Annotated in this window: 30 protein-coding genes, 1 tRNA gene and 2 pseudogenes; 19 read left to right on the top strand and 14 right to left on the bottom strand. The window is 67.5% G+C overall.

Features of this window, described 5'->3' with window-relative positions; translation table 11 throughout:
• The coding region (locus tag AAEX57_RS14835; RefSeq protein WP_342097800.1) for a hypothetical protein at positions 1–374 on the bottom strand (374 nt) is incomplete at its 3' end.
• Between the two features lie 188 nt (positions 375–562).
• Here AAEX57_RS14835 and AAEX57_RS14830 point away from each other — a divergent pair.
• Positions 563–814 carry a WhiB family transcriptional regulator gene (locus tag AAEX57_RS14830; protein WP_094764718.1) on the top strand — a complete coding sequence of 84 codons (252 nt, stop codon included), beginning with the start codon at positions 563–565 and terminating at the stop codon, positions 812–814.
• A 70-nt stretch (positions 815–884) separates the two neighbouring features.
• Here AAEX57_RS14830 and AAEX57_RS14825 read toward each other — a convergent pair whose 3' ends face one another.
• Positions 885–2345, bottom strand: a complete 1461-nt coding sequence (locus AAEX57_RS14825; RefSeq protein ID WP_342091239.1) for a sensor histidine kinase — start codon at positions 2343–2345, stop codon at positions 885–887.
• Between the two features lie 147 nt (positions 2346–2492).
• Between AAEX57_RS14825 and AAEX57_RS16285 the strand changes: the two genes are divergently transcribed.
• Entirely contained in the window at positions 2493–2567 is a 75-nt protein-coding gene (locus AAEX57_RS16285) for a 50S ribosomal protein bL37 (RefSeq protein ID WP_123576733.1), read from the top strand.
• 81 nt (positions 2568–2648) lie between these two features.
• Here the strand turns inward: AAEX57_RS16285 and AAEX57_RS14820 are convergent, their stop codons facing one another.
• From AAEX57_RS14820 to AAEX57_RS14805, 4 genes are all read right to left on the bottom strand, one after another.
• Positions 2649–2918, bottom strand: coding sequence for a zf-HC2 domain-containing protein (locus tag AAEX57_RS14820; RefSeq protein WP_342091238.1), 270 nt, complete (start codon positions 2916–2918; stop codon positions 2649–2651).
• Entirely contained in the window at positions 2911–3516 is a 606-nt protein-coding gene (locus AAEX57_RS14815) for a sigma-70 family RNA polymerase sigma factor (RefSeq protein WP_342091237.1), read from the bottom strand. Before AAEX57_RS14815 ends, AAEX57_RS14820 begins: the two co-directional genes overlap by 8 nt.
• Positions 3517–3621: 105 nt before the next feature.
• Positions 3622–4281: an alpha/beta hydrolase family protein gene (locus AAEX57_RS14810; protein ID WP_342091236.1), complete on the bottom strand. Its 660-nt coding sequence runs from the start codon at positions 4279–4281 to the stop codon at positions 3622–3624.
• Positions 4278–5003: an SOS response-associated peptidase gene (locus tag AAEX57_RS14805; RefSeq protein WP_342091235.1), complete on the bottom strand. Its 726-nt coding sequence runs from the start codon at positions 5001–5003 to the stop codon at positions 4278–4280. Before AAEX57_RS14805 ends, AAEX57_RS14810 begins: the two co-directional genes overlap by 4 nt.
• 88 nt (positions 5004–5091) lie before the next feature.
• On the opposite strand from AAEX57_RS14805, the gene AAEX57_RS14800 reads away from it, so the two are divergent.
• The 4 genes from AAEX57_RS14800 to AAEX57_RS14785 are packed head-to-tail and all read left to right on the top strand — an operon-like array spanning position 5092 to position 8922.
• Positions 5092–5739, top strand: coding sequence for a DoxX family protein (locus AAEX57_RS14800; RefSeq protein ID WP_342091234.1), 648 nt, complete (start codon positions 5092–5094; stop codon positions 5737–5739).
• Between the two features lie 12 nt (positions 5740–5751).
• Positions 5752–7065 carry a 3-phosphoshikimate 1-carboxyvinyltransferase gene (aroA, locus tag AAEX57_RS14795; protein ID WP_446721088.1) on the top strand — a complete coding sequence of 438 codons (1314 nt, stop codon included), beginning with the start codon at positions 5752–5754 and terminating at the stop codon, positions 7063–7065.
• Entirely contained in the window at positions 7062–8084 is a 1023-nt protein-coding gene (gene rsgA / locus AAEX57_RS14790; protein ID WP_342091233.1) for a ribosome small subunit-dependent GTPase A, read from the top strand. Before aroA ends, rsgA begins: the two co-directional genes overlap by 4 nt.
• A 19-nt stretch (positions 8085–8103) precedes the next feature.
• Positions 8104–8922 carry an inositol monophosphatase family protein gene (locus tag AAEX57_RS14785; RefSeq protein ID WP_342091232.1) on the top strand — a complete coding sequence of 273 codons (819 nt, stop codon included), beginning with the start codon at positions 8104–8106 and terminating at the stop codon, positions 8920–8922.
• 69 nt (positions 8923–8991) lie between these two features.
• Here AAEX57_RS14785 and serA read toward each other — a convergent pair whose 3' ends face one another.
• The 6 genes from serA to AAEX57_RS14755 are packed head-to-tail and all read right to left on the bottom strand — an operon-like array spanning position 8992 to position 15172.
• On the bottom strand, positions 8992–10179 hold the full coding sequence (gene serA / locus AAEX57_RS14780; protein ID WP_342091231.1) for a phosphoglycerate dehydrogenase: 1188 nt from the start codon (positions 10177–10179) through the stop codon (positions 8992–8994).
• Positions 10180–10239: 60 nt separating this feature from the next.
• Positions 10240–11037, bottom strand: a complete 798-nt coding sequence (locus AAEX57_RS14775) for an ABC transporter ATP-binding protein (RefSeq protein ID WP_446721087.1) — start codon at positions 11035–11037, stop codon at positions 10240–10242.
• The gene (locus AAEX57_RS14770) at positions 11034–11864 is read right to left on the bottom strand and encodes an ABC transporter ATP-binding protein (RefSeq protein ID WP_342091230.1); all 831 of its coding nucleotides are present in this window, start codon (positions 11862–11864) and stop codon (positions 11034–11036) included. The genes AAEX57_RS14775 and AAEX57_RS14770 overlap by 4 nt, the downstream gene beginning before the upstream one ends.
• A complete protein-coding gene (locus AAEX57_RS14765) occupies positions 11861–12676 on the bottom strand; it encodes an ABC transporter permease (RefSeq protein WP_342091241.1) in 816 nt (271 codons plus the stop codon). Before AAEX57_RS14765 ends, AAEX57_RS14770 begins: the two co-directional genes overlap by 4 nt.
• Complete coding sequence (locus tag AAEX57_RS14760; protein WP_342091229.1) at positions 12676–13638, bottom strand: ABC transporter permease; 963 nt, start codon at positions 13636–13638, stop codon at positions 12676–12678. The genes AAEX57_RS14765 and AAEX57_RS14760 overlap by 1 nt, the downstream gene beginning before the upstream one ends.
• A 4-nt stretch (positions 13639–13642) precedes the next feature.
• Positions 13643–15172, bottom strand: a complete 1530-nt coding sequence (locus AAEX57_RS14755; RefSeq protein ID WP_342091228.1) for an ABC transporter substrate-binding protein — start codon at positions 15170–15172, stop codon at positions 13643–13645.
• A gap of 112 nt (positions 15173–15284) precedes the next feature.
• Here AAEX57_RS14755 and AAEX57_RS14750 point away from each other — a divergent pair, with 112 nt between their 5' ends.
• The 6 genes and pseudogenes from AAEX57_RS14750 to AAEX57_RS16280 all read left to right on the top strand — a co-directional run.
• Positions 15285–16433: an FUSC family protein gene (locus AAEX57_RS14750; RefSeq protein WP_342091227.1), complete on the top strand. Its 1149-nt coding sequence runs from the start codon at positions 15285–15287 to the stop codon at positions 16431–16433.
• A 128-nt stretch (positions 16434–16561) separates the two neighbouring features.
• A tRNA-Met gene (locus AAEX57_RS14745) sits at positions 16562–16638 on the top strand.
• A 375-nt stretch (positions 16639–17013) separates the two neighbouring features.
• Positions 17014–17565 carry a type IV toxin-antitoxin system AbiEi family antitoxin domain-containing protein gene (locus tag AAEX57_RS14740; RefSeq protein ID WP_342091226.1) on the top strand — a complete coding sequence of 184 codons (552 nt, stop codon included), beginning with the start codon at positions 17014–17016 and terminating at the stop codon, positions 17563–17565.
• Entirely contained in the window at positions 17562–18413 is an 852-nt protein-coding gene (locus AAEX57_RS14735; protein ID WP_342091225.1) for a nucleotidyl transferase AbiEii/AbiGii toxin family protein, read from the top strand. Before AAEX57_RS14740 ends, AAEX57_RS14735 begins: the two co-directional genes overlap by 4 nt.
• Before the next feature lie 38 nt (positions 18414–18451).
• Entirely contained in the window at positions 18452–18619 is a 168-nt protein-coding gene (locus AAEX57_RS14730; protein ID WP_342091224.1) for a hypothetical protein, read from the top strand.
• Positions 18619–19281: pseudogene (locus AAEX57_RS16280) on the top strand (ArdC-like ssDNA-binding domain-containing protein); the annotation flags it as partial. The gene AAEX57_RS14730 and the pseudogene AAEX57_RS16280, both read left to right, overlap by 1 nt.
• Here the strand turns inward: AAEX57_RS16280 and AAEX57_RS14720 are convergent.
• The gene (locus AAEX57_RS14720; RefSeq protein ID WP_342091222.1) at positions 19264–19566 is read right to left on the bottom strand and encodes a hypothetical protein; all 303 of its coding nucleotides are present in this window, start codon (positions 19564–19566) and stop codon (positions 19264–19266) included. The pseudogene AAEX57_RS16280 and the gene AAEX57_RS14720 sit on opposite strands and share 18 nt — an antisense overlap.
• On the opposite strand from AAEX57_RS14720, the gene AAEX57_RS14715 reads away from it, so the two are divergent.
• The 7 genes and pseudogenes from AAEX57_RS14715 (at position 19559) to AAEX57_RS14685 (ending at position 25134) form a co-directional block, all read left to right on the top strand.
• On the top strand, positions 19559–19897 hold the full coding sequence (locus AAEX57_RS14715; RefSeq protein ID WP_342091221.1) for a tyrosine-type recombinase/integrase: 339 nt from the start codon (positions 19559–19561) through the stop codon (positions 19895–19897). The genes AAEX57_RS14720 and AAEX57_RS14715 overlap by 8 nt on opposite strands.
• Positions 19866–21785: a tyrosine-type recombinase/integrase gene (locus AAEX57_RS14710; RefSeq protein WP_342091220.1), complete on the top strand. Its 1920-nt coding sequence runs from the start codon at positions 19866–19868 to the stop codon at positions 21783–21785. The genes AAEX57_RS14715 and AAEX57_RS14710 overlap by 32 nt, the downstream gene beginning before the upstream one ends.
• A 46-nt stretch (positions 21786–21831) precedes the next feature.
• Positions 21832–22071 (top strand): annotated as a pseudogene (locus tag AAEX57_RS14705) (integrase core domain-containing protein); the annotation flags it as partial.
• Between the two features lie 122 nt (positions 22072–22193).
• Positions 22194–22613, top strand: a complete 420-nt coding sequence (locus AAEX57_RS14700) for a hypothetical protein (protein ID WP_342091219.1) — start codon at positions 22194–22196, stop codon at positions 22611–22613.
• An 18-nt stretch (positions 22614–22631) separates the two neighbouring features.
• On the top strand, positions 22632–23348 hold the full coding sequence (locus AAEX57_RS14695; RefSeq protein ID WP_342091218.1) for an ABC transporter ATP-binding protein: 717 nt from the start codon (positions 22632–22634) through the stop codon (positions 23346–23348).
• A gap of 32 nt (positions 23349–23380) precedes the next feature.
• On the top strand, positions 23381–24556 hold the full coding sequence (locus AAEX57_RS14690) for a hypothetical protein (RefSeq protein WP_342091217.1): 1176 nt from the start codon (positions 23381–23383) through the stop codon (positions 24554–24556).
• Positions 24553–25134 carry a hypothetical protein gene (locus tag AAEX57_RS14685; RefSeq protein WP_342091216.1) on the top strand — a complete coding sequence of 194 codons (582 nt, stop codon included), beginning with the start codon at positions 24553–24555 and terminating at the stop codon, positions 25132–25134. The genes AAEX57_RS14690 and AAEX57_RS14685 overlap by 4 nt, the downstream gene beginning before the upstream one ends.
• 23 nt (positions 25135–25157) lie before the next feature.
• On the opposite strand, the gene AAEX57_RS14680 is transcribed toward AAEX57_RS14685, so the two are convergent.
• A complete protein-coding gene (locus AAEX57_RS14680; RefSeq protein WP_342091215.1) occupies positions 25158–26081 on the bottom strand; it encodes a COX15/CtaA family protein in 924 nt (307 codons plus the stop codon).
• Between the last annotated feature and the right edge of the window lie 720 nt (positions 26082–26801).

Below are 26801 nucleotides of genomic sequence, written 5' to 3'. Positions count from 1 at the left end.
CCTTGTCGAATCTGTGTTCTTCCCCCCCCCCCCCCTCCCCCCCCTCCCCCCCCCCCCCCCAGGGCCACGAAGAGCCAGATCCACCACTGGTTGCTGCCGCGCGCCGTGGAGACTCCCACCAGCACGTGCAGCAGCGCACTGGCGACGATGGCGCCGGTGGCCAGGCCACTCCCCTGCCCCGAGGCTCGCGCCAGCAGGCCCAGCAGGGCGGCATACAGGATCAGCATGGCGGCGATGCCCGCCGAGAAGATGCCGTTGTTGGCCAGCAGCGAGCCCACCCCGACGACGAGGAATCCGACGGCGGTCAGCAGGGTGCCGCCAGTGGCGATCCGGTGGGCCAGGGGCCGGGACGGGGTCCGTGAAATTTCGTGCACCCGTCAACTCTAAGCGGCAACTGTGAACGAGTCTCCCCGATCTCTTGTCAACCGGCCCCCGAGTTGCCACACTCATCTAGGCTGGTTTCGCGGGATGATCCTCGACACCAGCCGGGTGCCCGGTTTCCCTTCGACTCGTCGGAGGCTCTGGACTGCGGCCCGCACGCAATTACTAAGGAGCACTACTGATGGATTGGCGCCACAAGGCTGCCTGCCTGACCGAGGACCCCGAGCTGTTCTTCCCGATCGGGAACACGGGGCCGGCGATCCTGCAGATCGAGGAGGCCAAGAAGGTCTGCCGTCGTTGTGAGGTTCGCGAACAGTGCCTCGCCTGGGCCATCGAGGCCGGTCAGGACCACGGTGTCTGGGGAGGCCTCAGCGAGGACGAGCGACGCGCCATGAAACGCCGCCAGGCCCGCTCCCGGTTGAGGAATTCCTGACCCGCACCGCACGCCGCTGATCAATGACGACAGCCGCCCGAGATTTCGGGCGGCTGTCGCTTTGGGCCGGTCAGGTCTTGGTGATCGGAATGGTGATCCGGGCCCTCGCCCCGACGCCGTCGCTGCGATTGCCCAGCACGAAGCTGCCGCCCAGATCCTCCACCAGGGTCCGCACGATCGACAGGCCCAGGCTGTGGGTGTTGCTGATGTCGAAGCCATCGGGCAGCCCGACGCCGGCATCCAGCACGTCCACCACCAGGTCTTCATGGCTGCGTGTGGGCCGCACCAACACCTCCCCGGAGGATGACTCCAGACCGTGCTCGACGGCGTTCTGGCAGAGTTCGGTGACCACCAGGGACAGCGAGGTGGCGGTGTCGGCGGGGATCATCCCGAAGCTTCCCTCCCGTCGGGCCAGCACCTTGCCCGAAGAGGCGGCCACGTCGCCGACCATCCGCAGGATACGGTCGGCGACGTCGTCGAAGGCCACCGTCTCGTCGAAGGCCTGGGAGAGGATCTCGTGCACCACGGCGATGGCGCTCACCCGGCTCATCGCATCCTTCAAGGCACCCTTGGCCTCCGGTGACTCGATCCGGCGGGACTGCAGGCGCAACAGGGCCGCGACGGTCTGCAGGTTGTTCTTCACCCGGTGGTGGATCTCTCGGATGGTGGCGTCCTTGGTGACCAGCTGGCGTTCCTGGTTGCGCAGCTCGGTGGTGTCTCGGCAGAGCACCAGCGTGCCCGCGTGCTGACCGTCGTGGACCAGCGGGATGATGCGCAGCCGGACGCTGCCGCGCGCATTGGCGACCTCCAGCTCCCGCACCTGACGCCCCGACAGATCGGTGCCGAAGCTCTGCCCGACCTCGGCCAGCCCGCCCAGCAGGGCCTGCGTGATGTCCCGGAAGTCCTCCCCCTCGACGTCGGCGGCATGCCCCAGCTGGCGGTAGGCGGAGACCGCATTGGGGCTGGCGAAGCTGATCCGACCGGTCAGCTCCACCATGATCAGGCCGTCGCCCACCTTGGGGCTGAAGGTGGGGTCGCTGGGAGGATCGATCGGGAACTGCGCCTGGTGAAGCATCTGGGCGAGCACGTCGGCGGTGTGGAGGTAACAGTCCTCCAGGGCGCCGGGAGCGCGCACCCCCATCCGGTTGGTGTGTCGCTCCACGATGCCGATGCAACGGTCATCCCGCAGGATCGGGATGGCCCAGACATCCACCGGAATGCCGGCATTGAGCTGGTTGTCGCTGGTCTCACAGATCTCCCGGCTGAGGTAGGCCTGGGTGACCAGGTGTTCCGCGTCGTAGGAGATGTCGTCGCCGACGACGTCGTCCTCCAGCGCGGTGGGGCCGGTGGTGGGACGGATCTGGGCGGCTGCCCAGAAGATGTTGTCGTCTCGGTCCGGAACCCACAGGATCAGGTCGCTGAAGGAGACATCCGCCAACAGGTGCCACTCGTTCACCAGGCCCTTCAGCCAGCTTCTCTCGGACTCCGAGAGATCGGTGTGCTCACCCATCACGTAGGACATCGACAGCATGACAACAGCCTGCCAGACGCGCGTCTGACCTGCGCAATTGGTTCTGGGGCATCAGGGGTGGAATAATCGTCTCCTGTGCCCGGTACTGGCCGGGATGCGGCACCCTCGCGGTGTCGTCCTGACCACCAAGATCCTTGAGGAGAAGTCATGAGCAAGCGTGGACGCAAGCGTCGCTCCCGCAAGAACAGTGGCGCGAATCACGGCAAGCGTCCCAACGCTTGAGCCTGATTTGCCCGCTGCAGAGCAGCAGAACCCCCGGCCAGCTGGCCGGGGGTTCTTCCTTTTGTTCGGGGTCTCGTGCTGTCACTCGCTGCGCAGCGTCATCGACATGCTGACAATCCGCATCCGCAGCTGCGTCGACGCGGTGGCCGGCGGATGACAACGCTTGATCAGCCCGGCGATCGCGGTCTCGATGTCGAAATTCTCCAAACACTTCTCACAGGCGTCCAGGTGCAGCCGGATCAGGTCCGCGTCGGATTCATCCAGTTCGCCGTGCAGGAAGGCCTGGACCTGCCCCAGGGCCCGGGTACAGGCGTCGTGGTCGTCGGCATGGTTCATGGCAGGCTCAGTCATCGGACCCCCGGTAGTCCGCGAGCTTGGCGCGCAGCTGGGAACGACCGCGGTTGAGCCGGGACATCACGGTGCCGATCGGCGTGCCCATGATCTCCGCGATCTCCTTGTAGGCAAAGCCTTCGACGTCGGCCAGCAGCACGGCGGTACGGAAATCGGGCGCCAGCGAGTTCAGGGCGTCGAGCACCGCGCCGTCGGGGATCCGGTCCAGCGCCTCCATCTCCGCACTGCGCAGGCCGGTGGAGGTGTGGCTCTCGGCCTGGGCCAGCTGCCAGTCCTCCACGTCGGCGCCGCCGGTGGTCTGCGGCTGGCGCTGCTGCTTGCGGTAGCTGTTGATGTAGGTGTTGGTGAGGATCCGGTACAACCACGCCTTCAGGTTGGTGCCGGGCGTGAACTGGTGGAAGGAGCTGAAAGCCTTGGCATAGGTCTCCTGCACCACGTCCTCGGCATCGGCCGGGTTGCGCGTCATGCGCAGGGCGGCACCGTAGAGCTGGTCGAGGTAGACCAACGCGTCACGCTCGAAACGTTCGGCGCGCTGCTCATCGGTCTCGTCGGCGAGCGCCGCCTCGAGCTCGTCATGGGTTGCACCTGGGAGAGTCATCACGTACGACAGTACCGAATCCTTCGGCCCGTCCCCGGCCATGACCGTTCGCTCAGGGCGTTCACGCAGCATCATCACAGCTGCGCAACGCTGCCCACCCGACGGTTATTCCGACTGCGTGGTTCGAATGAAATCCGCGATCCGTCCCGCCAGCTGCTCCCAGAGCTCATCGGTGGTCTGGCTGGCGCGCTTGGGCAGGGTGAGTTCGTGCCCGGCATCATCGATCCCGACCAGCTCGATTCCCGACGCCTGGGCGATGGCGCCGCGCAGCTCATCGGTGCCGCCGAAGGGGTCCCGGCTGCCCTGCACCACCAGGGTCGGCAGGCCCACACCCAGTAGTTCGTCGGCCCGGGACTTGTCCGGCCTGCCCGGCGGGTGCAGCGGGAAGGCCAGGGCCAAAACGCCGTCGGCGCCCAGCTGCGACGCGGTACGGCAGGCCACCCGGGCGCCGGCGGAGCGGCCGCCCAGCACCAGGTGCTGCCAGGCCTGCTGTTCCCTCAGCTGCGGCAGGGCCTCCAGCAGCGCCTCGTCCAGCCGCTTCGGGGCCGGAGCCACCTTCTTGCCGGCGGTGCGCCAGGGTTGTTCGAAGCGCACCACGGTGATCGGCTCGGGCCTGGCCGGCAGGTGGGTGGCCAGCGCGGTCAGGTCCGGGGCCCCGACTCCCCCGCCGGCACCGTGCCCCAGCAGCAGCACGTGCTGGGCGTTGGTGGGGCCGTCGACGTGCATCCGGCCCGGGCCCTGGGCGGTGGTGATGTCGATGATCATGTGTCCTCCAGTCCGGGCAACGGTTGGATCAGTTCAGGGCCGTCATTGCGGACATTGCCCACCAGGGTGCTCACCGGCCAGGCGGTCATCTCGTCGGGGCCGGGCGCGTGCAGCAGGTCGTGGACGGCCAGCGGATCGGTCAGGCCCGGGTCCAGCCAGTGGTCCCAGTCGGCGGGGCGCACCTGCATCGGCATCCGGTCGTGGATGTGGCCCAGGGCGTCGCTGGCGGTGGTGGTGATGATGGTGCAGGTGGTCAGCCAGCCGTCGGGGCTGCGCCAGAACTCGTAGAGCCCGGCCATCACCATCAGCGCTGGCTCCCGCGACCGATCCGTTGGGTGGATCCAGTAGGGCTGTTTGCCCTTGCCCTGGCCGTACCACTCGTAGTAGCCGTCGGCGGGCAGCAGGCAGCGGCGGTTGGCGAAGGCCTTGCGGAAGGAGGGTTTCTCCGCGACCGTCTCGCTGCGGGCATTGATCAGGCTGGCGGCCCGGCTACGGTCCTTGGCCCAGCTGGGCACCAGGCCCCAGCGCGGCCGGGCGAGCTTGCGCACCACTTCCCCGGTCTCTTGGTTGCGCCGATCCATCACCGCGGGTACGGGATCGGTGGGGGCAATGTTGTACCGGGGCGCCAGCGGCGGAAGGCTCTCCAGCTCGACCACCTCGTCGACCTCGAAGGTCTCCACCAACAGATCCTGGCTGGCCGAGGCGGCATAGCGTCCACACATGGCAGTCAGCGTAACCGCGGGCCACGTGGATTTCGCCCAGTGCGCAATCGCTTGTGGTGGGCTCTTCGACCACGATAGACAGGACAGCATGAATCTCACTCGTGCAGCCGGGCGCACCATGCTCGCCAGTTTCTTCGTCGTCAATGGGGCAAAGGCCGCGACCAAGCCTGACGCGCTGGTCGCCGATGCCGAGCCCATCGCCCGCAAGGTGGTGCCGCTCGTGCAGCAGGTGGCCCCGCCGAGCGTCGCCAACTACGTCCCGGAGGAGACCAAGACCCTCGTGCGCGCCACCGGTGTCGCCCAGGTGCTGGGTGGCCTCGGCCTGGCCACCGGGATGGGCCGACGCCTGTCCGCGGGCCTGCTGAGCGCCTCGATGGTGCCGCACGTGCTGGCCTCCCGCCCCGCCAAGGGCGCCACCGCGGAGGAGAAGACCGCCGCTCGCTCCGTGATGCTGCGCAATGTCGCCCTGCTGGGGGCCGCGCTGATCGCCAGCCAGGACACCCAGGGCAAGCCGTCGCTGGGTTACCGCGCCAACAAGCAGGCCCAGGCGCTCAGCCGCGAGGTCTCCCAGCAGAAGAAGCAGCTGGAGAAGTCCGCCGCCAAGCAGAAGAAGCAGCTGCAGAAGTCGACTGCCCAGCAGAAGAGGCAACTCTCCAAGGCCACCAGCAATGCCTCAAAGAGTGCCAATGACCAGGCGAACGAGATTGCCGAGACCATCACCAAGCTGTTCTCCTGACACAATCTGGGTGTGACGACTGCCCAAGACCCCCGCAGGCCCTGGCCGATCCCGATCGCGCCGGGGCCTGTGCATGCCCGCGTCGAGGTACCCGGCTCCAAGTCGGAGACCAACCGGGCGCTGCTGCTGGCCGCCCTCGCGCAGGGGCCGAGCACCATCACCGGCGCCCTGGAGGCCCGCGACACCGTGCTGATGCGCCAGGCGCTGGCCCAGCTGGGGGTCGATCTGGAGGTGCGGGGCAGCACCGTGCGCGTTACTCCCCCGACCCGATTCGCTGCCGCCGCCGAGGACGTCGACTGTGGTCTGGCCGGTACCGTGATGCGCTTCGTGCCGCCGCTGGCGGCCCTGGCCGATGGACCAACCCGCTTCGTAGGTGACGCCGCCGCCAGCGAACGCCCCTTGGGCCCGGTCCTCGACGGGCTGCGCCAGTTGGGCGCGCGGGTGGAGGGCGACGCCATCCCCTGCACCGTCACCGGCCCCGAACGCCTGACCGGGCGCGACGTGACCATCGACTCGTCGGGCTCCAGCCAGTTCGTCTCCGGCCTGCTGCTGGCCGGCCCCCGGCTGCCGCAGGGCCTGGTGCTGCGCCACCACAGCGACGTCGGCGCCGAGGTGCCCAGCCGCCCGCACATCGAGATGACCATCCAGATGCTGCGCGACCGGGGCGTCGAGGTGGCCGAGACCGCCCCCAACCAGTGGCAGGTGCTGCCCGGCCCGGTGCGCGCCCTGGACCAGCGGATCGAACCCGACCTGACCAGCTCCGCGGTCTTCCTGGCCGCGGCGGTCCTGGCCGGTGGCCAGGCGACCGTGCCCGGCTGGCCGTCGACCACCACCCAGGGCGGCGACGAGATCCGCGACATCCTGACCCGGATGGGTGCCCGGGTGGAAATGGCCGGCGACGAGCTGACCGTCACCGGCACCGGCAGCCTCCGCGCCGTCGACGTCGACCTGCACGGCTCCAGCGAACTCACCCCCGTCGTGGCGGCCCTGGCGCTCTTTGCCGACGGCGAATCGGTGGTCCGCGGCGTGGCGCACATCCGCGGCCACGAGACCGACCGGTTGGCGGCACTGGAGGCCGAACTGACCCGGGTCGGCGGCCAGGTCAGCCAAACCGACGACGGGTTGCGGATCACGGGCGTCGGGCTGGACGGCGCAGGCCTACACCCGGCGGAACTGCTCAGCTATGCCGACCACCGGATGGTGCACACCGCCGTCCTGATCGGGCTGAAGATGCCCGGTTGCAGCGTCGATGACGTCGCCTGCACCAGCAAGACCATCAACGATTTCGACCAGATGTGGACCAAGATGTTGGAAGGCGGCCGATGAGCCCGCGTGCCATTCGTGGAGCGATGGGGCGCAATGTGCGCTCCGATGACATGGATTCCTTTGACCGGCCCGGCAAGCGCACCCGGCCCCGCACCAAGGACCGGCCGGACTACTCGGAGCTGCCGATTGCCCGGGTGATCACCATCGACCGCGGACGCTACCGCTGCCAGCTGGACGACGAGGTGATGGTGACCGCCACCAAGGCCCGCCAGCTGGGCCGCAAGGGCGTGATCGTCGGCGACCTGGTGCGGTTGGACGGCGACGTCAGCGGCGACGAGGGAACCCTGGCCCGGATCTGCGCCGTCGAGGAACGCCGCACCGTACTGCGTCGCACCGCGGACGACACCGACACCTTCGAACGGCCGATCGTCGCCAATGCGGACCAGATCATGATCGTCACCGCGCTGGCCGATCCCCCACCCCGCGTCGGGATGATCGACCGGATCATGGTGGCCGCCTTCGACGCCGGGGTGGAGCCGATCCTGTGCCTGACCAAGGCGGATCTTGCCAGCCCCGACGAGCTGATTGCCGCCTATTCCCCGCTGGACGTGCCCGTGGTGGTCACCCAGCCGGGCAGCGACCTGACCGAGGTGCACGAGCTGCTCCGCGAGCACGTCACCGTCTTCGTCGGGCACTCCGGCGTTGGGAAGTCGACGCTGGTCAATGCCCTGATTCCCGGCGTGAACCGCTCCACCGGCGTCGTCAACGACGTGACCGGCCGTGGCCGACACACCTCCACCAGCGCCATCGCCCTGGAACTGCCCGAGGAGTCGGGCTGGGTGATCGACACCCCCGGGGTGCGCAGCTTCGGCCTGTCCCACGTGACGCCGGAATCGGTGCTCGCCGCCTTCGGAGACCTGAGCAGTTTCACCGAGGAATGCCCGCGAGGCTGCCAGCACGGGGCCAACGATCCGGAATGTGGGCTGGACGCCGCCGTCGCGCGCGGCGACCTGGCCGCGGAACGCCTGGACAGCTATCGCCGGATGTGGCAGGCGGGGCGACTCAAGGACTGGGAGTGAAACGGCTAGTGTTGGCCGCATGGCCTCGTTGAACCGTGACAGCTACACCGATGACCTGCGTCTGGCGCACCTGATGGCAGATAATGCGGATTCCATCACCATGAGCCGCTTCAAGTCGGGCGACCTGCGGATCGACACCAAGCCGGACATGACGCCGGTCTCCGACGCCGACGTCGCCACCGAACAGGCGATCCGCGCCACCCTGGCCAAGGCGCGTCCGCGCGACGCGGTGCACGGCGAGGAGGGCGACGACACCGGCTGGGGCCCGCGACGCTGGGTGATCGACCCGATCGACGGCACCAAGAACTACGTCCGCGGCGTCCCGGTCTGGGCCACCTTGATTTCGCTGATGGTCAACGACGAGGTGGTGGCCTCCGTGGTCAGCGCCCCGGCCCTGGGCCGTCGATGGTGGGCCAGCAAGGGCGACGGCGCCTACGCCGGCAAGGGCCTGATGAAGGGCGAGCCGATCCACGTCTCCAATGTGCAGAGCATCCAGGACGCCTCGTTCAGCTACTCGTCGATCGGCGGCTGGATGACCTCGGGCCGCGGGCAGAACTTCGTCAATCTGCTGCGCGACTGCTGGCGGACCCGCGCCTACGGCGACTTCTGGAGCTACATGCTGGTGGCCGAGGGCGCGGTGGACCTGGCCGCCGAGCCGGAACTGGCGCTGCACGACATGGCCGCGCTGGACGTGATCGTCCGCGAGGCCGGTGGCCGCTTCACCAACCTGGACGGGGTCGACGGCCCCAAGGGCCCCGGTGCGATCGCCACCAATGGCGCGCTGCACGATTCGGTCGTCGCCGCGCTGCAGGCCGACCAGACCGACGACGAGGACTGATCCGAGCAAGGGCGAAGCCCCACCGCCACAAGCGGTGGGGCTTCGTCGTGGTTCAGGCCCCGTGGCGGATCAGAGGACGCGGACCCGGATGGTCTCGTCCAGCTCCGCCAGCTCGTGCTGCAGGTTGGGGTGCTCGCCGCTGACGTCGGTGATCGCGTAGCCGATGTTGCCGCGGGTGGACAGCGTCTGGAAGGTGATGTTGCCGTCGTGGTTGGCGAAGACGCTGTTGAGCCGCGCCATCACGCCGGGCACGTTGTGGTGGATGTGCAGCACCCGGGTGCCGTCGAAGGGCTCGGTGACGATCTGCGGCATGTTGACGCTCATCTGGGTGCCGCCGGTGGTGACATTGTCCAGCAGCTTGCCGGCGACGAAGCGGCCGATGTCCACCTGCGCCTCCTTGGTGGAGCCACCGACGTGCGGGGTGAGGATCACGTTGGGGATGTTCTGCAGCTCGGAGACGAAGGGCGAACCGGCCTTCTTCGGCTCGGCCGGGAAGACGTCCAGCCCGGCGCCGGCGATATGTCCGGACTTCAGGTGGCGCACCAGCGCGTCGACGTCGTAGACGTGCCCGCGGGACAGGTTCAGGAAAATCGCCCGATCCTTCATCATCTCGAACTGCGCCTCGCCGAAGAAGTCCTTGTTGGCGGCCCGGCCGTCGACGTGCAGGGTGACGACGTCGGCCTCGGCCAGCAACTCGTCGAGGGTCTCGCAGCGCCGCGCATTGCCCAGCGCCAGCTTGTCCGCGATGTCGTAGAAGACCACGCTCATGCCCAGGCTCTCGGCCAGCACGGACAGCTGCGCGCCGATGTTGCCGTAACCGACGATGCCCAGGGTGCGGCCACGGACCTCGTGGGAGCCGGCGGCCGACTTGTCCCAGACGCCCTCGTGCATCAGGCGGTTCTTCTCGTTCAGCCGTCGGGCCAGGGAGATGATCTCGCCAATGGCCAGCTCCACCACGGAACGGGTGTTGCTGTAGGGGGCGTTGAAGATGGGCACCCCGGCATTGGCGGCGGCCCCCAGGTTCACCTGGTTGGTGCCGATGCAGAAGCAGCCAGCGGCCAGCAGCTCGGGACGGGCCTGAATCACGCGCTCGGTGAGGTGGGTGGTGGAGCGGATGCCCAGCAGGCTCACCCCGTCCAGCGCCTCGATCAGCTCGTCCTCGCCGAGGGCGCCGGGCCGGGTCTCGACCTCCAGGCCGGCCTCGGTGAGGATGCGGGTGGCTTCGGAATGGATGTTCTCAAGCAGGAGTGCCTTCACCCCGGAGAGTCTAGGCAATCCGGCCTAATCCCCCGCACGCGTCTCAGCGGACTCGGCGGTTCACCGGAAACGCGGCACCGCGGCCAGCAGTTCGCGGGTGTAGTCGTGCTGCGGATCGGCGTAGACCGACGCGATCCCACCGGCCTCCACCACCGCACCGTGCCGCATCACCACCACCTGGTCACAGACGTGCCGCACCACCGTCAGGTCGTGCGAGACGAAGACCATGGTCAGGGCGTATTCGGCCACCAGGTCACGCAGCAGGTTCAGCACATGGGCGCGCACCGAGACGTCCAGGGCGCTGACCGGCTCGTCGGCGATCAGCACGTCGGGTTTGGGCGCCAGCGCCCGGGCAATGGCGATCCGCTGCCGCTGGCCGCCGGAGAACTCGTGCGGATAGCTGTCGGCCTTGTCCACCGGCAGGCCCACCTGGTCCATCACCTCGCGCAGCCGCGCGTCGTGGTTCACCGGGACGTCGTCGCGTTGCCGCAGCAGCGGGCTGCGCAGTCCTTCGGTGATGATCTCGCCCACCTTCATCCGCGGATTCAGCGAGCTGCGCGGATCCTGGAAGACCATCTGCACGCTGGAGCGCAGGTCTCCCAGCTGGCGTTCCGGCAGCGGGCCGATGTCGGTGCCGCGGAAGCGGATCTGGCCCGACGTGGGACGATCCAGCGCCGCCATCATCCGGATCAGGGTGGACTTTCCGGAGCCGGACTCCCCCACGATTCCCAGCCGGTCTCCGGGATAGACGGCCAGGCTGACGTCGCGCACCGCGTGCACCTGCGAAGGTCCGCGGCCATAGATCCGGTTCACCGCCTCGAGTTCGTAGACGGGGCCGTTGTAGATCTCGCTGGTCACTGGCCCTCCCAGAAGTCCTCGACGACGGGCAGCCGGGAGCCCGGCTCGGCCAGATCCAGCCGGGCGGTGGCCACCAGACCCTTGGTGTAGCCGTGCTGCGGATTGCCCAGCACCTGATCGATGCTGCCGCGCTCCACCAGCTGGCCGTGCCACATCACCAGCACCTCGTCGCAGACCTGGCTGACCACCGCCAAGTCGTGGGAGATGAACAGGCACGCGGCGCCGGCGGCGTCCAACTGCTCGTCGAGCACCTTCAGCACCCGCGCCTGCACCGTCACGTCCAGCGCGGTGGTGGGCTCGTCGCAGATCACCAGGTCTGGGCTGTTGATCAGGGCCATCGCCATCATCACTCGCTGCCGCTGCCCGCCGGACAGTTCGTGCGGGTAGGCGTCGGCGATCCGCTCCGGGGTGGGCAGCCCGACGCGGTCGAGCATCTCGACGACGGCCTGCCGTGCGGCGCCGGTGTGAGTGTGCTGGTGCAGCCGCAGCACCTCGGCCACCTGACGGCCGCAGGTCATCGTCGGATCCAGCGCGGTCATCGGCTCCTGGAAGACCATGCTCAGCACGTCGCCCCGCAGCCGGGAGAGTTCCTGGTCGCTGGCGCCCAACATCTGATGCCCGGCCAGGGTGACCGAGCCGCTGACGTGGGCATTCTCCGGCAGCAGCCCCATGATCGCCAGGGAGGTGACGCTCTTGCCGGAGCCCGATTCGCCGATCAGGCCCAGCCGCTGGCCGGGTTGGAGCTCGAAGCTCAGGCTGGTCACGGCCGGAACCCGACGCCGTCCGAAGCTCACGTCGAGGTTCTGCACGCTCAGCAGGGCATTCACTGGACCTCCCGCAACCGTGGGTCGAGCAGCTCGCGCAGCCCGTCGCCCAGCAGGTTGAAGCCCAGGACGGCCAGGGCGATCGCGATGCCGGGCCAGATCACCTGCTCGGGGTGGCTGAACAGCTGCTTGCTCTGCGCCTCGTACAGCATCCGACCCCAGCTGGGAGTGGTGATGGCCGTCGCCAGACCCAGGTAGCTCAGCGCCGCCTCGGCCAGGATCGCCATCGCGAAGCTGACCGACGCCTGCACCCCCACCAGTGGGGCGATGTTGGGCCAGACATGTCGACGGGCAATGGTGGCCCAGGTGGTGCCGCAGCTGCGCGCGGCCAGGATGTAGTCCTGGCTCATCACCTGCAGGCAGGCGGCGCGGGTGATCCGGACGAAGACCGGGATGGTGGCCACCCCGATGGCGATCATGCCCGTCAGGGTGGAGCCGCCCACGGCTGCCGCCAGCAGGATGGCCAGCAGCAGCGCCGGAAAGGCGTAGAGCACGTCGCTGGCGCGCATCACCACACGGCCCAACCGGCCGCCGGTCATCCCCGCCAGCATCCCGAGCGGCACGCCGATCAGGGCGGCGATCGAGACCGCCACCACGCCCACCATCAGGCAGATCCGGGCGCCGGCCATCAGCCGCGACGCGATGTCGATCCCCATCGAGTCGGTGCCCAGCAGGTGCGGCCAGCCTGGTTGCAGCATCCGCTGCGTCGGATCGACGGCCGTGGGGTCGAAAGGAGTCCAGACCAGCGAGACCAGGGCGGTGAGCACCAGCCCACCAACCAGCACAATCCCCGCCCACAAACCGAAATGCTTCATCATGACGCACGCTCCGTGCTGCGCAGCCGCGGGTCGATCGCCAGGTAGGAGATGTCCACCAGAGCGTTGATCACCAGCACCAGCGCCACCAGGATCATCACGATCGCCTGCACCATCACCAGTTCGCGCTGCTGCACGGCGTCGAGCAGCAGCCGCCCCAGCCCGGGCAGGGCAAAGACGCTCTCCACCACGATCGCGCCGACGAAGAGCGTCGCCAGCTGCAGGCCCAACACCGTCACCACGCTGAGTGCGGCATTGCGCAGCCCGTGGCGCACCATGGCGGTCCGGGTGGTCCAGCCCACCGAACGGGCGGTGCGGAACCAGTCCTCCCCCAGCACCTCGATGAAGGCGCTGCGCACATAACGGGTCAGCACCGACGCCTGCACCAGCGCCAGGGAGAGCACGGGCAACACCAGGTGTCTGGCCCACTGCCACGGGTCGGTGGACAAGGCCGTGTAGCCGTTGGCCGGCAGCCAGTGCAGCTTCACGGCGAAGACCACCACCAGCAGGATGCCGGCCAGGAAGGCCGGCACCGCCATCCCCAGCTGGCTGAAGGCGGAGACCACCGCGCCGCTCCAGTGCCGTCGCTTCAGCGCGGCGAACATTCCCACCGGAAGGGCGACGGCGATCGCCAGCAGCATGCCGAGCCCCACCAGCCAGAGGGTGACCCCGAGCTTGGGTGCGAGCAGTCCGAGCACCGGCTGACCGGTGCGGGCACTGACCCCCAGGTTGCCGGTGAGCATGTCTGCCAGCCAGTCCAGGTAGCGGACCGGCAGCGGCCGGTTCAGCCCCAGTTGGGCGCGCAGGGCCTCGAGCGAGGCGGCGTCGGCCTGGTCACCCAGGATGGTGGTGGCGACGTCGCCGGGCAGCAGGTTCACCAGACAGAAGATGATCACCGAAGCGGCAAGCAGGCTAGCCACGAAGGTGGCGAGCCGCTTGGCCAGCAGTCTGGAACGCGTCAAAGGCTCAGCCGTTGCGGGAGGCCAGCGTCGTGATGTCGAAGCTGGAGCTGGTGGAGTTGGCGATCATCCCGGTGATGTCGGCCTTGGTGACCGCGATGTGCGGGAAGAGCCACAGGAAGCCGGCGGCCGCATCGGTGGCCAGCAGCTTGCCGGCCTGCTTCATCAGCGCCACCTGCTGCGTCTCGTCGGCGGCGTCGGCCTGGCTGATCAGCTTGGCGAAGGACGGGTTGTCGTAGTGCCAGTAGTAGTCCGGGTTGGCGAAGTTCACGATGTCGCGCGGCTCGACGTGGTTGACGATCGTCAGGTCGTAGTTGCCGCCGTCGTGCACCTCCTTCAGCCAGCGTGCCCAGTCCAGCTCCTCGACCGCGGCGGTGATCCCGACGGCCTTCAACTGGCTGGCGATGAACTGTGCGGCGCTGGGGCCGTAGGGCAGGGTGGGCACCCGCAGCCGCAACTTCAGGCCACTCACCTTGGCCTCCGAGAGCAGCGCCTTGGCCTTGGCCGGATCGTAGCCGTAGGTCTTGGACAGGTCCTCGTACCACGGGTCGGTGGGCGGCACCATGGAGCCGATCAGGGTCCCCTTGCCACCCCAGACGGAGTTCAGCAGCGCCTGCCGGTCGATGGCGTGGTTGATGGCCTGGCGAACCTTGACATTCTTGAGCGCCGGGTTGCCGCCCTTGCCCTGGTTCATGCCCAGCACCACCTCGCCATTGCTGGTGCCCTGCACGACGGTGTACTTGGAGGTGTCACTGAATTGGTCGATCGCCTCGGGCGCGGTCAGGTCGCTGATGACGTCCAGCTCCCCGGAGAGCATCGCGGAGCTCATCGAGTTGGCGTCGGCGAAGTAGCGGAAGGTGGCCTTGTCGAAGCGGATCGGAGTGCCCCAGTAGTTCTGGTTGCGCTCCAGGGCGACCGACTCCCCCTGCTTCCACTCGCTGAAGGAGAAGGGGCCGGAACCGACGGGCTTGCTGGCCAGGCCGGCGAAGCCCTCCGGATCGGCGATGATGCCGGCGGCCGAGGCCATGTCATAGAGCCAGGCCTGCGACGGGCGGCTGAGCTTGGCCGTGACCGTCTGCTCATCGGTGGCGGTGACGCTGGCCAGCACGGACATCTGCTTCTTCAACGTCGCCAGGATGTTCTTGCCGGTCTTGATCCGGTTGAAGTTGTCCACCACGGCCTGGGCCGTCAGCGGCGCGCCGCTGGAGAACTTGCAGCCCGGCTGGAGCTTGAAGGTGTAGGTGAGCCGATCCGGGGAGACCTCCCAGGACTGCGCCAGCAGCGGCTTGACCTTGCCCTCGCCGTCGATCTTCACCAGCGTCTCGTACAGGTTGTAGAGCAGGGCCTGGGGGATGGCCGCGCCGCTCTGCGTGGTGGGATCCATCGACTGCGGCTGTGCCGTCGCGCCGATCACCAGGTTGCGGGCCTGCTCGGCGGCCTGCCCCTTGCTCTTCGACGTGCAGCCAGCACTGGCAGTCAACGCAACGGCCACGGTTCCCGCCAGGACGGCTCGGCGGTGGATCCGGATCGGTTCCATGGAGTGTCTCCTGTGTTCTGTCACCTGCGCCTCGACTCCCCCGCCGAAGCTCGGGCAAACTCTACCCCCGCCGTCGCGGTACGGTCGGGATGTCAGGTGGAAGGAGCGCGAGATGGACAATCGCACCACGACGGCCGGGGCGCGGCTGCATCAGGTTGCTCTGCGCGCCTTCGACCTGTCCGAGTCCACCGCTCGACGTGGCCTGGCCGAGCAGCACCGACGAGTGGACCGGTGGCGCAGCCGGGTCTTCATGATCGGCCAGATCTCGGTTGCCGCCGGTCTGGCCTGGTTCCTGGGGCAGCACCTGCTGGGCCATGAGCTGCCCTTCTTCGCGGCGGTCTCCGCGATCATCTGTCTGGGCTTCAGCTTCGGGCAACGACTGACCCGGGTGATCGAGGTGGCCAGCGGCGTCTTCATCGGCGTGATGACCGGTGACCTGTTCGTGCAGTTGTTCGGCACGGGACCGCTGCAGATCATGCTGGTCTGCTTCGTCGCGATGAGCGTCGCCACCTGGTTCAACGCCAAGCCGCTGATGATCAACCAGGCGGGCATCCAGGCGGCGATGGTGATGACCTTGATGCCAGCGCCCAACGAGGGCCTGAGCCGGTGGACGGACGCTCTGCTGGGCTGCTCCCTGGCGCTGCTCTTCGCCACCGTCGCCCCCACCAGTCCGCTGCAGAAGCCGCGGGTGAAGGCAGCCGAGGTGCTGCAGCACTGCGCCGAGACCCTGCGCCAGGCGGGTGTCGGCCTGGGCGAGATGGATGAGTCCGTCGGGGAGAAGGTTCTGGAACGAGCCCGGGCCACCCAGGCCAAGCTCACCCAGCTCTCCGATGCCGCCGCCGAGGGAGTGGCGGTCACCCGCTACTCCCCCTTCCTGCGAGGGCATCGGGAGCATGCCCAGGCGATCGCCGAGCTGGTGGCGCCGCTGGACCGGCTGGTCCGTAACCTGCGCGTCCTGGCCCGCCGGGCAGCCGTCGCGACGTGGCGCAGCGAGCCGGTGCCCTTCGACTACCTGGCCATGCTGGACGAGCTGGCCGACGTCACGGACTTCTGCGCGGCGGAGCTGTCAGCGCGACGGATCCCCGAGCGCGCCAGGCCGCGGATCATCCAGTTGGCCGACCGCAGCTCCGCCGCGGGAATGCACGGACCGCTGTCCGGTCTGGTGATCCTGGCCCAGATCCGCTCGATGCTGGTGGACCTGCTGGAGCTCACCGGAATGGACTATGCCGATGCCCGGGCCCTGGTGCCCGAGGTGGATTGAGCTCCTCCCCGAGCCTGTGGAGCGCCGTTCCCCGAGCCTGTCCGGCACCGTTTCCTGGGCCTGTCGGAGGGTGGTCAGACCGCCGATTTTGTCTTTCGTTGGCCAACCTGTAATGTAGGTATCACCGACGCGGGGTGGAGCAGCTCGGTAGCTCGCTGGGCTCATAACCCAGAGGTCACAGGTTCAAATCCTGTCCCCGCTACCAAGTGCAATGTGCCGCTGACTGGGTCTTATGGATCAGTCAGCGGCACATTGCTTTTGTGTCGTGCACTCCACGTGCATTTGGCTTGAGCGCCGCATCCTCCTCGAAAGAGTTGAGACCCATTGTGCATGAGGCCCGCCACCGATTCACACACGACCACCGTTCTCCCTGCTTCACCAGGCGTTTCCCCTCCACCTCGGCGAGGCGCGCACCATATTGAGCACGAGGCGATGGACTCCGGCTTGAAGGTGCACGACCAGCAGCACATCGTCGCCGAAGCGCAGCTCCTTCCAAGCATCCCGACCGAGAGCTGTGGTGGATGGAATCGTCTACAGATACAGTTATCTGTGTACGTTTCATTTCACGAGGAGGTGCCTGATGTCCGAGTTGCTCCGGCTTCGGCGCCGCGACCTGTCACCTGTCGCGGCTCATCGGGCGCTCCAACGAGGAGATCTGGAGCGAATTGCTCCTGGTGTCTACCGCAAGAGCGATCGCACCCCAGCAGACCAAGACAAGTTGCAGGCGGTGGCCCTTCGCTCCCACGCCACCATCTGTCTGGTCTCGGCCCTCGCGCACCACGATCTGGTCGATGAGATTCCGACCTCCCTGCAGATAGCTCTGCCACGGGGAACCAGGATTCCAAAGGGAACTCCGACCTTGACGTGGCACGTCTTTGACCCCGGCACGTTCGAACTAGGGCGTGACGTTGTCGCCATCGACGGATCGACAGAGTTGATTGGGCTCTACAACGCCCAACGCAGCATCGTTGACGCCTTCCGGCTGCGCGGGCAGGTCGGCTACGAAACGGCACGGGACGCGCTGAAGGAGTGGCTGCGCCGGGGAGGCAAACCCGCCGAGATGGCCCAGCTCGCGATCCAGATCCCGAGAGCGAAGCGACCGGTGTTCGATGCGCTGGAGGTCCTGTCATGACCACCGGGGACCAAACGTTCCGCCGACTGCAGTCCTTGGCCCGCTCCACCGCAGCCAAGCAACGAACTGCCGCGCCCACCCAGGAATTGTTGACCCGGCACCTGCTGGAGTCTTTCCTGCACCGCCTCGCCCTCACCCCGCACCACGACGACTTCATCCTCAAGGGAGGAGTCCTCCTGGCGGCCTACGGGGTGCGCCGCGCCACCAAGGACGCCGACGCCAATGCCATCAGCGCCGACGTCACCCCCGACCACCTGCGCCGCGTCGTCGCAGACATCGCCCAGCTCGATCCGAGCGACGGCGTCAGCTTCCATCTGGACACCCTGCGGATCGTCCAGATCCGTGACACGGCCCAGTACCCCGGGTTCCGCATCCGCATCACCGCCAGCATCGGCCCGTGGAAGGGCGTCTGTGCGTGGGATGTCTCGACCGGCGACCCGATCGTGCCCGCACCCCGCATCGTCCAGATCGAACGCGTGCTCGGCGACCCGATCACCCTGCTCGGCTACGCCCCCGAAACAGCCATCGCCGAGAAAGCCGTCACCGTCCTCGAACGCGGCCTGACCAGCACCCGATGGCGCGACTACGTCGACATCGACCAGCTCTGCCAAGCCGGCTTCGACCCCCACGAGCTGTTGCGCTCCGCCACCGCAGTCGCCGACTATCGCGGCGTCACCCTGACACCCATCGCGCCCCTGCTCAAGGGCTACGGCGCCCTGCACCAGGAAAAATGGGCCGCGTGGCGGCGAAAGGAACAACTCCACGACCGCACCGAAGCCAACCTCGACGACCAAATCGCCCGGGTGGCGGCCTGGATCGACCCGATCTTCGGACGCGCGACGGACTAGCGGGCGCCACCAGCAAACGCCAGCCGGCTTGGGTGGGCATGACCACTCATCCAGACGAACTGAGCACCGACCGTCCCCTCATCATCGAACAGCTGCTCCTCGAGGCCGACGAACTCAGCGCCGCCGGCGCACCCCACGACCAGGTCGACGACCTCATCAACACCGCTCTGGACCTGCTCACCGATCAGACCCCGGCGGTGCAGTGATGACCCGCCGACCACCCACCGAAGCCCAGAAGGCAGAACAAGCCGAACAACTCGAGCACCTGCACGCGCAGATCGCCGACAAGGTCGCCGACCTCACCAGCTCCGAGCAGTGGCAGGCCTGGCTGCGCGTCGCGAGCCGCTTCCACCAGTACAGCTTCAACAACACCATCCTGATCTGGACGCAACGCCCCGACGCCACCCTGGTCGCCGGCTACAGCACCTGGCAGAAGAGCTTCCACCGCCAGGTCACCCGGGGCGAACACGGCATCCGCATCCTCGCGCCCGTCACCCGCCGCCTCCCCAAACTCAAGCCCGATGGCACACCCGTCGTCGATGACAAGGGCAAACCGGTGATGACAACCCAGATCGTCGGGGTCAAACCCACTAGCGTCTTCGACATCAGCCAAACCACCGGCGACCCCGTCCCCGAACCACCCCGCCCCGCCCTGCTCACCGGCCAAGCACCCGACGGCCTCTGGCAAGCCCTGGCCACTCTCGTCGGCGAGCAGGGCTTCCGTCTGAAGCGCGGTGACTGCCACGGCGCGAACGGATACACCGACTACACCACCCGAACCGTCCGGGTCAGGGACGACGTCGACGACGCCCAAGCCGTCAAGACCCTCGCCCACGAACTCGGCCACGTCCTACTCCACAACCCAGCAGACGGCCAGGCCACCCTCCAGTGCCGAGGCACGAAGGAAGTCGAAGCGGAATCCGTGGCCTACCTCGTCACGGCCGCGCATGGTCTGGACAGCAGCCAGTACACCTTCACCTATGTCGCCGGCTGGGCAGAGCAAGCACTCCCCCACCGCCCTGACGGCACCACCATCGCTGACGTCATCCACACCACCGGCACTCGCGTCCTCAAGACTGCGCGCCAGATCCACGACGCCACCGCCGCCCCAGACCCCACCCGACCCATCGGCCAACATCGCGGCGGTGATCAACGCCTACCTGATGACCGAACGCCCCGAAACCGCCGCCGCGGAACTGTTCGTGGTCGCCAAGGGCCCGCACCGCGGACAACCGTTGACCCCGGCTGGGTTGCGCACGGTCTTCCGCTACCACCGAGACCTGACCGGGGTGATGGCTGGCGCGCCGCATGCGCTGCGCCACACCTTCGGCACCGCCTTGGCCGAGGCCGGTGTCGACCTGGCGGTGATGCAGGCCTTGTTGGGTCATGCCCATGTCGAGACCACTGCCCGCTACATCCATCTGGCCCCCGTTCACGTGAAAGCCGAATACGATGCCGCTCGCAGCCGCGCACGCACCCACTGACACCACTACAAGCCTGCGGCCAGCCGAAACCGGCGAGGCACTGCTGGCCGCCTACCGCGATCATCTGGCCCGCACCGGGCGGGGCAACTCGGCCTACCGGTACTGGGCGAGGGTCTTCGTCGAGCGCTGGCCCGACCCGCAGTCCTGGGCGGATGAACCGCTGGTAGTCCAACTGCAGGCAAACCCAAGTACTCGGCCGTTCATCACGTTCTTGTTGGTCACGGGCCGTTTGCGCCCGTCATGGGAGTATCTGGTCCATCGCAAGTTCTCCTCGATCTGGCGTGACGTCACCGGCACCGCGATCGGTGAGGACCTCGACGAGTTCATCATCGCGGCGCGAGCCTGTGACTACAGCGAGCAATCCGCCAGGGCGATGGCCAGCCAGGTCCTGGCGCGGGTCTTGTTCGCCACCGGCAAGCGATTGGGCGATCTGACCAACGCCGACTTCGACGCGCTCAACCTTGCTGGCCGGCGGCGTGAGGAGGTCACCGGCCGCACCTGGAAGCACTATCGGGGCTGCGCGACCGCGACCCGCACCGTGTTGTTCCATCACAAGATCCTCCCGGCCCCGCCGCCACCAGCGCAGAGCCGCTGGCCCTACCAGCGTCGCCTGGCCGAGGTTCCCGAGCCGATGAAGTCGCTGCTGATCGGCTATCTGGAACGCAAGGCCGTCACCTGCAAACCCTCCACGGTCTCCGGGCTGACCACCCGCCTGGCTGCGTTCGCCACCTTCGTGACCCGCATCGACGCCACCCTGACGCCGGACAGGTTGGAGCGCTGCGCCCACATCGAGGCCTGGATGAGTTCCCTGCCACAGACCATCAGCACCGCGACCCGACGGCCGCTGACCACTGCCGAACAAGCCCGCCGGATCCTGGCCGTCAGCAACTTCCTGGCCGAGATCACCGAATGGGGCTGGCCCAACGCCCCGGCCCGCAAACTCATGTTCCGCAGCGACGTTCCCCGCCTGCCGCAGCCGCTGCCCAGGTTCCTGCCACCCGACGCGGACCGGCGCCTACAACAAGCCCTCGAAGAGTCCCCGGACAGGCTCGGCGCCGACGCGCTGCTGCTGCAACGCGCCTGCGGACTACGCATCGGTGAACTGCTCGACCTCGAGCTCGATGCCGTCATCGACCTGCCTGGCGCTGGGTCCTGGCTGAAAGTCCCGCTCGGCAAACTCGAGACCGAGCGGATGGTCCCCATCGACGCCGACATACTCACCCTGCTCGACAGGATCACCACCACCCGCACCCCGGGCAGGCCGATCCCGCACCCCCGCACCGGCAAACCCGCCGATTTCTTGTTCACCGACCACGGACACCGCATCGGCTCCAACCGGCTGCGCCACGTCCTCAACCAAGCCACCCAGACTGCCCAGATCGGGCATGTCACTCCGCACCAGCTGCGGCACACCTACGCCACCGCCCTGGTCAACGCCGGTGTCTCGCTCCAAGCACTCATGGTCATCCTCGGGCACTCCTCGGCCGAGATGAGCCTGCGCTACGGGCGCCTGTTCGACAGCACCGTCCGTGACGAATACGAGCGGGCCCTCGACCTGGCCAAACAGCGCACCGGCGCGCTGCCTGCAACCCCCGCTGAGGATCTCGACGACGGCGTCGACTGGCGCACGACGCCGACCATCAAGACCGCCCTGGCCGGCGGCTACTGCCTACGCGCGCCTGCCCAGGGAGCCTGCAGCTACGCCAACATCTGCGAGAACTGCACCAGCTTCCACACCACCCGCACCTACCTGCCCGTCCTCCAAGCCCAACGCGACGACGCCAGAACCCTCGCCGACGACGCCCAATCTCGCGGCTGGGACCCCGAAACCGAACGTCATCTCCGCCTGATCAACCGCCTCAACACCCTCATGGACCACATCGCCTGACCAGACCACCGCAACAGGCCCTGACCAGCCCCGATTAGCCGGATAAAGCTACGACAACGCCCTCGCTGAAACGATCAATGGGTTGTTCAAGACCGAACTGATCAAGCCCCGCGCTCCGTGGAAGGGTGTTGACGAGGTCGAGTTCGCGACTGCGGAATGGGTCGACTGGTTCAACCACCGCCGCCTCTACGAGTACTGCGGCGACGTCCCGCCCGCCGAACTCGAGAAGGCCTACTACGCTGGCCACAACCAGCCCCACGAGGAACTGGAACAGTCACACCACTGAGTCCCCGGACATGCCGGGGCGATTCATAATTCCCGAAGAGAGAATCGTGATGTACTCGCCACGTCCTCATGCGGGACGTCCCCCGGCCGCATCGGTGCGGCTAGCCCCCGAAAGGAAGACCCATGAATTCTCGTCAACGCCTCGCAGCGATCCTTGCAGGAGCGGCACTCTGCTCTGGTGGCGCGGTTGCCTATGCGGCAAGCGGTACCTCGGTCCCTGGCACGGGGAGTGTCGTCTTCTACTACGGCAAGTCCGGCGGAAACAACAACGGATACGACGTCACCGGCAAGGCCAGCCTTCGCCAGTGTCTCGATGCACCGGCGTCCACTGCTCGCACCCAGTTCGTCTCCGCCCTGCGGCAGAACAAGAGCCTCGCCCCCGACACCACCATCCAGACGGCCTCCGCCTACTACTCGGACGCGGCCAAGACTACGGGCTACGTGTCGACCGGTTCGTCGAACAAGTACTACCCCATGGTGACGTGGAATTACTCCTCGGTCATGGGGGCCAATGCAACCGGCTACGGCAAGACCGCCTGCTGACGCAGGGCCAGTCGTCTGATGATCGAACTGAAAAGTGTGAGGTTCACCTATGGGTCCCGTGAAGCGTTGGCAGGAGTCAGCGGTTCGTTGCTGTCCAACCGGGTAGCGCTTTTGGGGCCGAATGGGGCAGGCAAGTCGACCCTGATCAGTCTCTTGTCGACGCTCAAGTCCTTGCAGGAGGGTTCGATCACGGTAGATTCCGCAGATCTCCGTAGCAGCGCGGGGCGTATCCGAGTCAGGGAAAGTCTCGGATACGTCCCGCAGGCCATGGAACTCCCGTCGGGGTACACGTGCGCGGAGTTGATGGCGTACGCGTCCTGGATGCGAGGAGTGGCGCACGTGGCTGAGGCGACGGATCGTTGTCTGTCGGCGGTTGGGTTGTCGGATCGTCGTGACGATCGGATCTCGTCGCTGTCGGGTGGCATGCGCCAGCGGTTGTGCGTGGCGCAGGCGCTGGTGCACGAGCCGTCGTTGCTGGTGGTGGACGAGCCGTCGGTCGGCCTGGACCCGCAGCAGCGAGTGCACCTGCGCAACACCCTGTCGTCGTTGGACTGTCAGCTGGTGCTGGCCACGCACCTGGTCGACGACGTCGCGGGCCTGGCCGAGGAGGTCCTGGTCCTGGACGACGGTGTCGTGGCCTTCCATGGCAGCATTCAGGAGTTGTGCGGTGGTGCCGAGGTGTCGGCTGCTGCGGTCGAGGAAGGGTACCTGCGGTGCGTCGCGGATCACGAGTGACCGCAGGCCGTTGTGCTGCCCGGACGGCTGTAGTGGCTGAGGCGACGCACGGCCTGCTGCTGACCGGTGGGCTGGTCACCGTGCTTGTCGCGGTGGTCCTGTGCACCCTGGCGAAGCCGGAGGCCGTGTTGTGGGCGGACCGGACGACGACCTCGAGCCTGGCGTGCATGTTCACCGTTCCACTGCTCGCCGGTGTTGTGGCGATCGTGACTGGTGCTCGCATGGGGGGATTGTCGGAGGTGGCGGCGACCAGCCCGGCCGGCGCCCGGTTCCCGGCGCGGGTGGTGTGGCTGGCAGGCCTGTTCTGGGCAGGAGTGGTGACCTTGGCGCAGGTCGTGGCCCCGGTGGTGGCGCACAGCCCCTGGGGCAGCCCGTTCAGCGCCACGATGGTGCTGCCGTGGGTCCAGACGGCCGTGTCGCTCGCGGGCGCGGTGTCACTCGGTGCCCTGGCCGGGTGCCGGTGGCACGGCTGGCCCGTCGGGCCCTTGGTGGCGGCGCCGGTGTTCCTGTGGTGCTACCTGACGACCTACCTGCCCGGACGCTGGAACCTGATTGCGGCCTTCGACAACGGAACCTTCTACCAGCCGTGGCTCGAGCCAGCCCCGAGGGTGATCCTTGGCCACAGCCTGCTGTTCCTGTTCCCGGTGATGGTCGCGGCGGGGCTGCTGTGGCCCGGCAAGCGGCGGGCGCGTGCCATGGTGGGTCTCGCTGCCGTGTCCATCGTGGCCGGGATCGGTCTGGTCGCGACGTCCGACACGGACCGGGCCCGACCCCGAGAACTCACTGCCCCTCCGGCCTGTGCCACGGCCCAGTCCGTGACGTTCTGCGCTTGGCCTGCGCTGGCCGAGCACGCACCGAATGTTGCTGCCGCCTTGGCCACCGCTCGGGAGACAGCCATGGACTACTGGACCGTACCGACCGACTTCGCCCAGACGGGCCTACCCAGGGCGATCCCCGGCAAGCGCATGGATGTCGCGCTGCCGATCCAGCCAGAAACGATGACCAGTGACGCCCTGTACGCCGTCTTGCCAACCTGCAGCAACGAACCGGCAGGCCTGCAAGCCACGGGGGAACTCATGTCGTGGGCCACGGCCAAGGCCGGGCTGGACCAAGCCAGCGACAGCCCGTATGTGAAACTCGTCCACTCCAGTACGGCAGCCCAACACCAGTGGGTCGCCCATCAAATGACCTCAGGCAAGTGCCAGTGACCACCCTGCGGTTGTGGTGGCGGACCAACCACTTCGGTCCGCTGATGGTTGGCCTGCTGGTCCTGGCCATCGCCCAGCGATGGATCCCCCCAGCGCTCCTCGCACCCCAACTGCGAGCCCTCGAAGACAGCGACGTACCCACCGCAACCTTCCTGTCTGCTGCGGTCGGCATCATCATCGGCTACCAGGTCGTCGAACCCGTGCCCGTGCTGTGGAGCCTAGCGACGCGCCGAGCACAATGGCGCGGCGCGTGGCGACTAGTGACCGCGACGGCGCTGTACCTCAGCACCACCGCCTTGGCAGCGCCAGCATGGGCTGCGTCGGCTGCAACCGTTGTGATCACCGTTGTGGCCGAGACGCTCCTCCTCCTGCCTCGTCTGGACCGGCGCATCGTGTGGACCGTGCCTGCCGTCCACTGCGCGCTCTCGGCACTGCTGGGACGGCAACTGTTCGGCCAGCTCTCATGGTGGGCATGGCCTGCCGACCCAATGCCCGGAACTATGCAGATCCTGGTCCTGGCTGTCGCAGCCATCGCGACGACCGTGTGGGCTTCGCAACGAAACGCGCGTCACAGTTGAACGCTGGAACTGGGTGCGGGGCGTCAGCTCAGCGGTTCTCGGCGGCGGGTGGTGACCAGTCCGACGGTCACTGCCACGGTGAGTAGCGCTGCGAGCAGAACGTGGATGAGGACCAGTCCCATGGGGCGTCCGGTGAAGTATTGGGTGTAGCCGAGAACACCTTCGGCCACGCTGATCCCCGCGGCCCATTGCCATGCCGTGCGGAACAACTTCGGGGCGTCGACGAGGCGACTGGCGACGAGCAGCGCGACGAGCAGCCCGATGAACAGCATCACGGAATCGGCGTGCAGCCAGCTGGTTGCACGGGGGTCGAAGCCGTAGCGGACGGTGGCTGCCGCGTCACCCGAGTGCGGGCCGGAACCTGTCACGGCGGTGCCCAGGATGATCACGACGGCGCCGACGGCGGTGCCGACCTTCGCTAGGGTGGCGACCAGAGGCGGCACGGTGGGCTGGGCGGGTCCGTCGCCTTCGCGTTCGCGGATGAGCAGGTAGGTGGCGTTGGCGACCAGGAAGATGCTGATCAGGAAGTGCGGGGAGACGGTGGCCGGGTCGAGGTGAGTTAGGACGATCACGCCACCCACGACGCCTTGGACGAGGACGAAGACCAGCGGCACGACGCAGTCCCGCACGAACTTCGGGCGAGTGGACCGGTAGGCGCTTCGAGCGGTCAGATAGAGAGCCGCGGCGATGACTACGAGCACGGGGGTGAGCATCCGGTTGCCGAACTCGATGAACTTGTGGAAGCCCTGGGCCTGGCCAGCGACCGGCACCACCGAACCGGGGACGCAGGTCGGCCACGTCGGGCACCCGAGACCGGAGCCCGTGACCCGCACGAGGACGCCGGTGACGATGATGAGGATGTTGCCGACCAGGTTCGCCCACACCAGGCGTCTCACCCGGAGTACCTGCGACGCGGGGTCTGCGGGCTGGCGCGATGGTGCTGACATGAAAATTCCTTCGTTGCGATGGTCTTTACCAAGAAATTGCCCAACAGAGATCTGCGCTCATCTCGGAGGGCAGCTACACGGCAGGCTACGACCGGTGTTCGGCGCTGACCCGAGCTGGCGGACATCAGTCAAGCGGCTGCAAGCACTGGTCGTGGTCCGTGTAGTCTAGGTGCTGAGATCAGCACGTGCACGACGCGTGCTGAGGTTGCCACTGGCTGGTGACCTCCTTCCAGAGATTGAGTGGCCCGCGGGCGATTTGAGCGGACGCTTCGGCTGGCACTGTGCGGCGTCTGTGGTGAAGAGTTTGAGACCAATCTGGCTCTTCACAGATGAGGGTATAGTCCTGTGGTTGCCCAGAGCGGGGTGGTGACAGTGGTCGAGGTCCCCTGATGATGGGAGTTCTCACGCTCGCCATCCAGAAGACCTCGACATTCCTCAATGTAGCTACGTCATCCCTGACCTGACCACGTTCTGCCGTCTCGACGACCTCGGGCTGGTCGCCGTCGGGCAACACGTCACCCCTGCGAAGGCGGTGGTGGCCTGCCGGCCGACTGAATCGCCCCGGCATGTCCGGAGACTCCGAACTTTGGGAAGTTGGAGTCATGCCAGGCAACACGAACAAGCGCTATCCGGCTGAGTTGAAGGCGCGGGCGGTGCGGATGTATCACGAGACCCGCCCGGACTATGAGGGTGACTGGCCGGCGATGGTCAAGGTCGCCG

The organism is Luteococcus sp. H91 (assembly GCF_038433135.1).
Lineage (GTDB): Bacteria > Actinomycetota > Actinomycetes > Propionibacteriales > Propionibacteriaceae > Luteococcus.
Note: the sequence above shows the minus strand (reverse complement) of the source record. Positions and strands in the feature narration are given on the sequence as shown.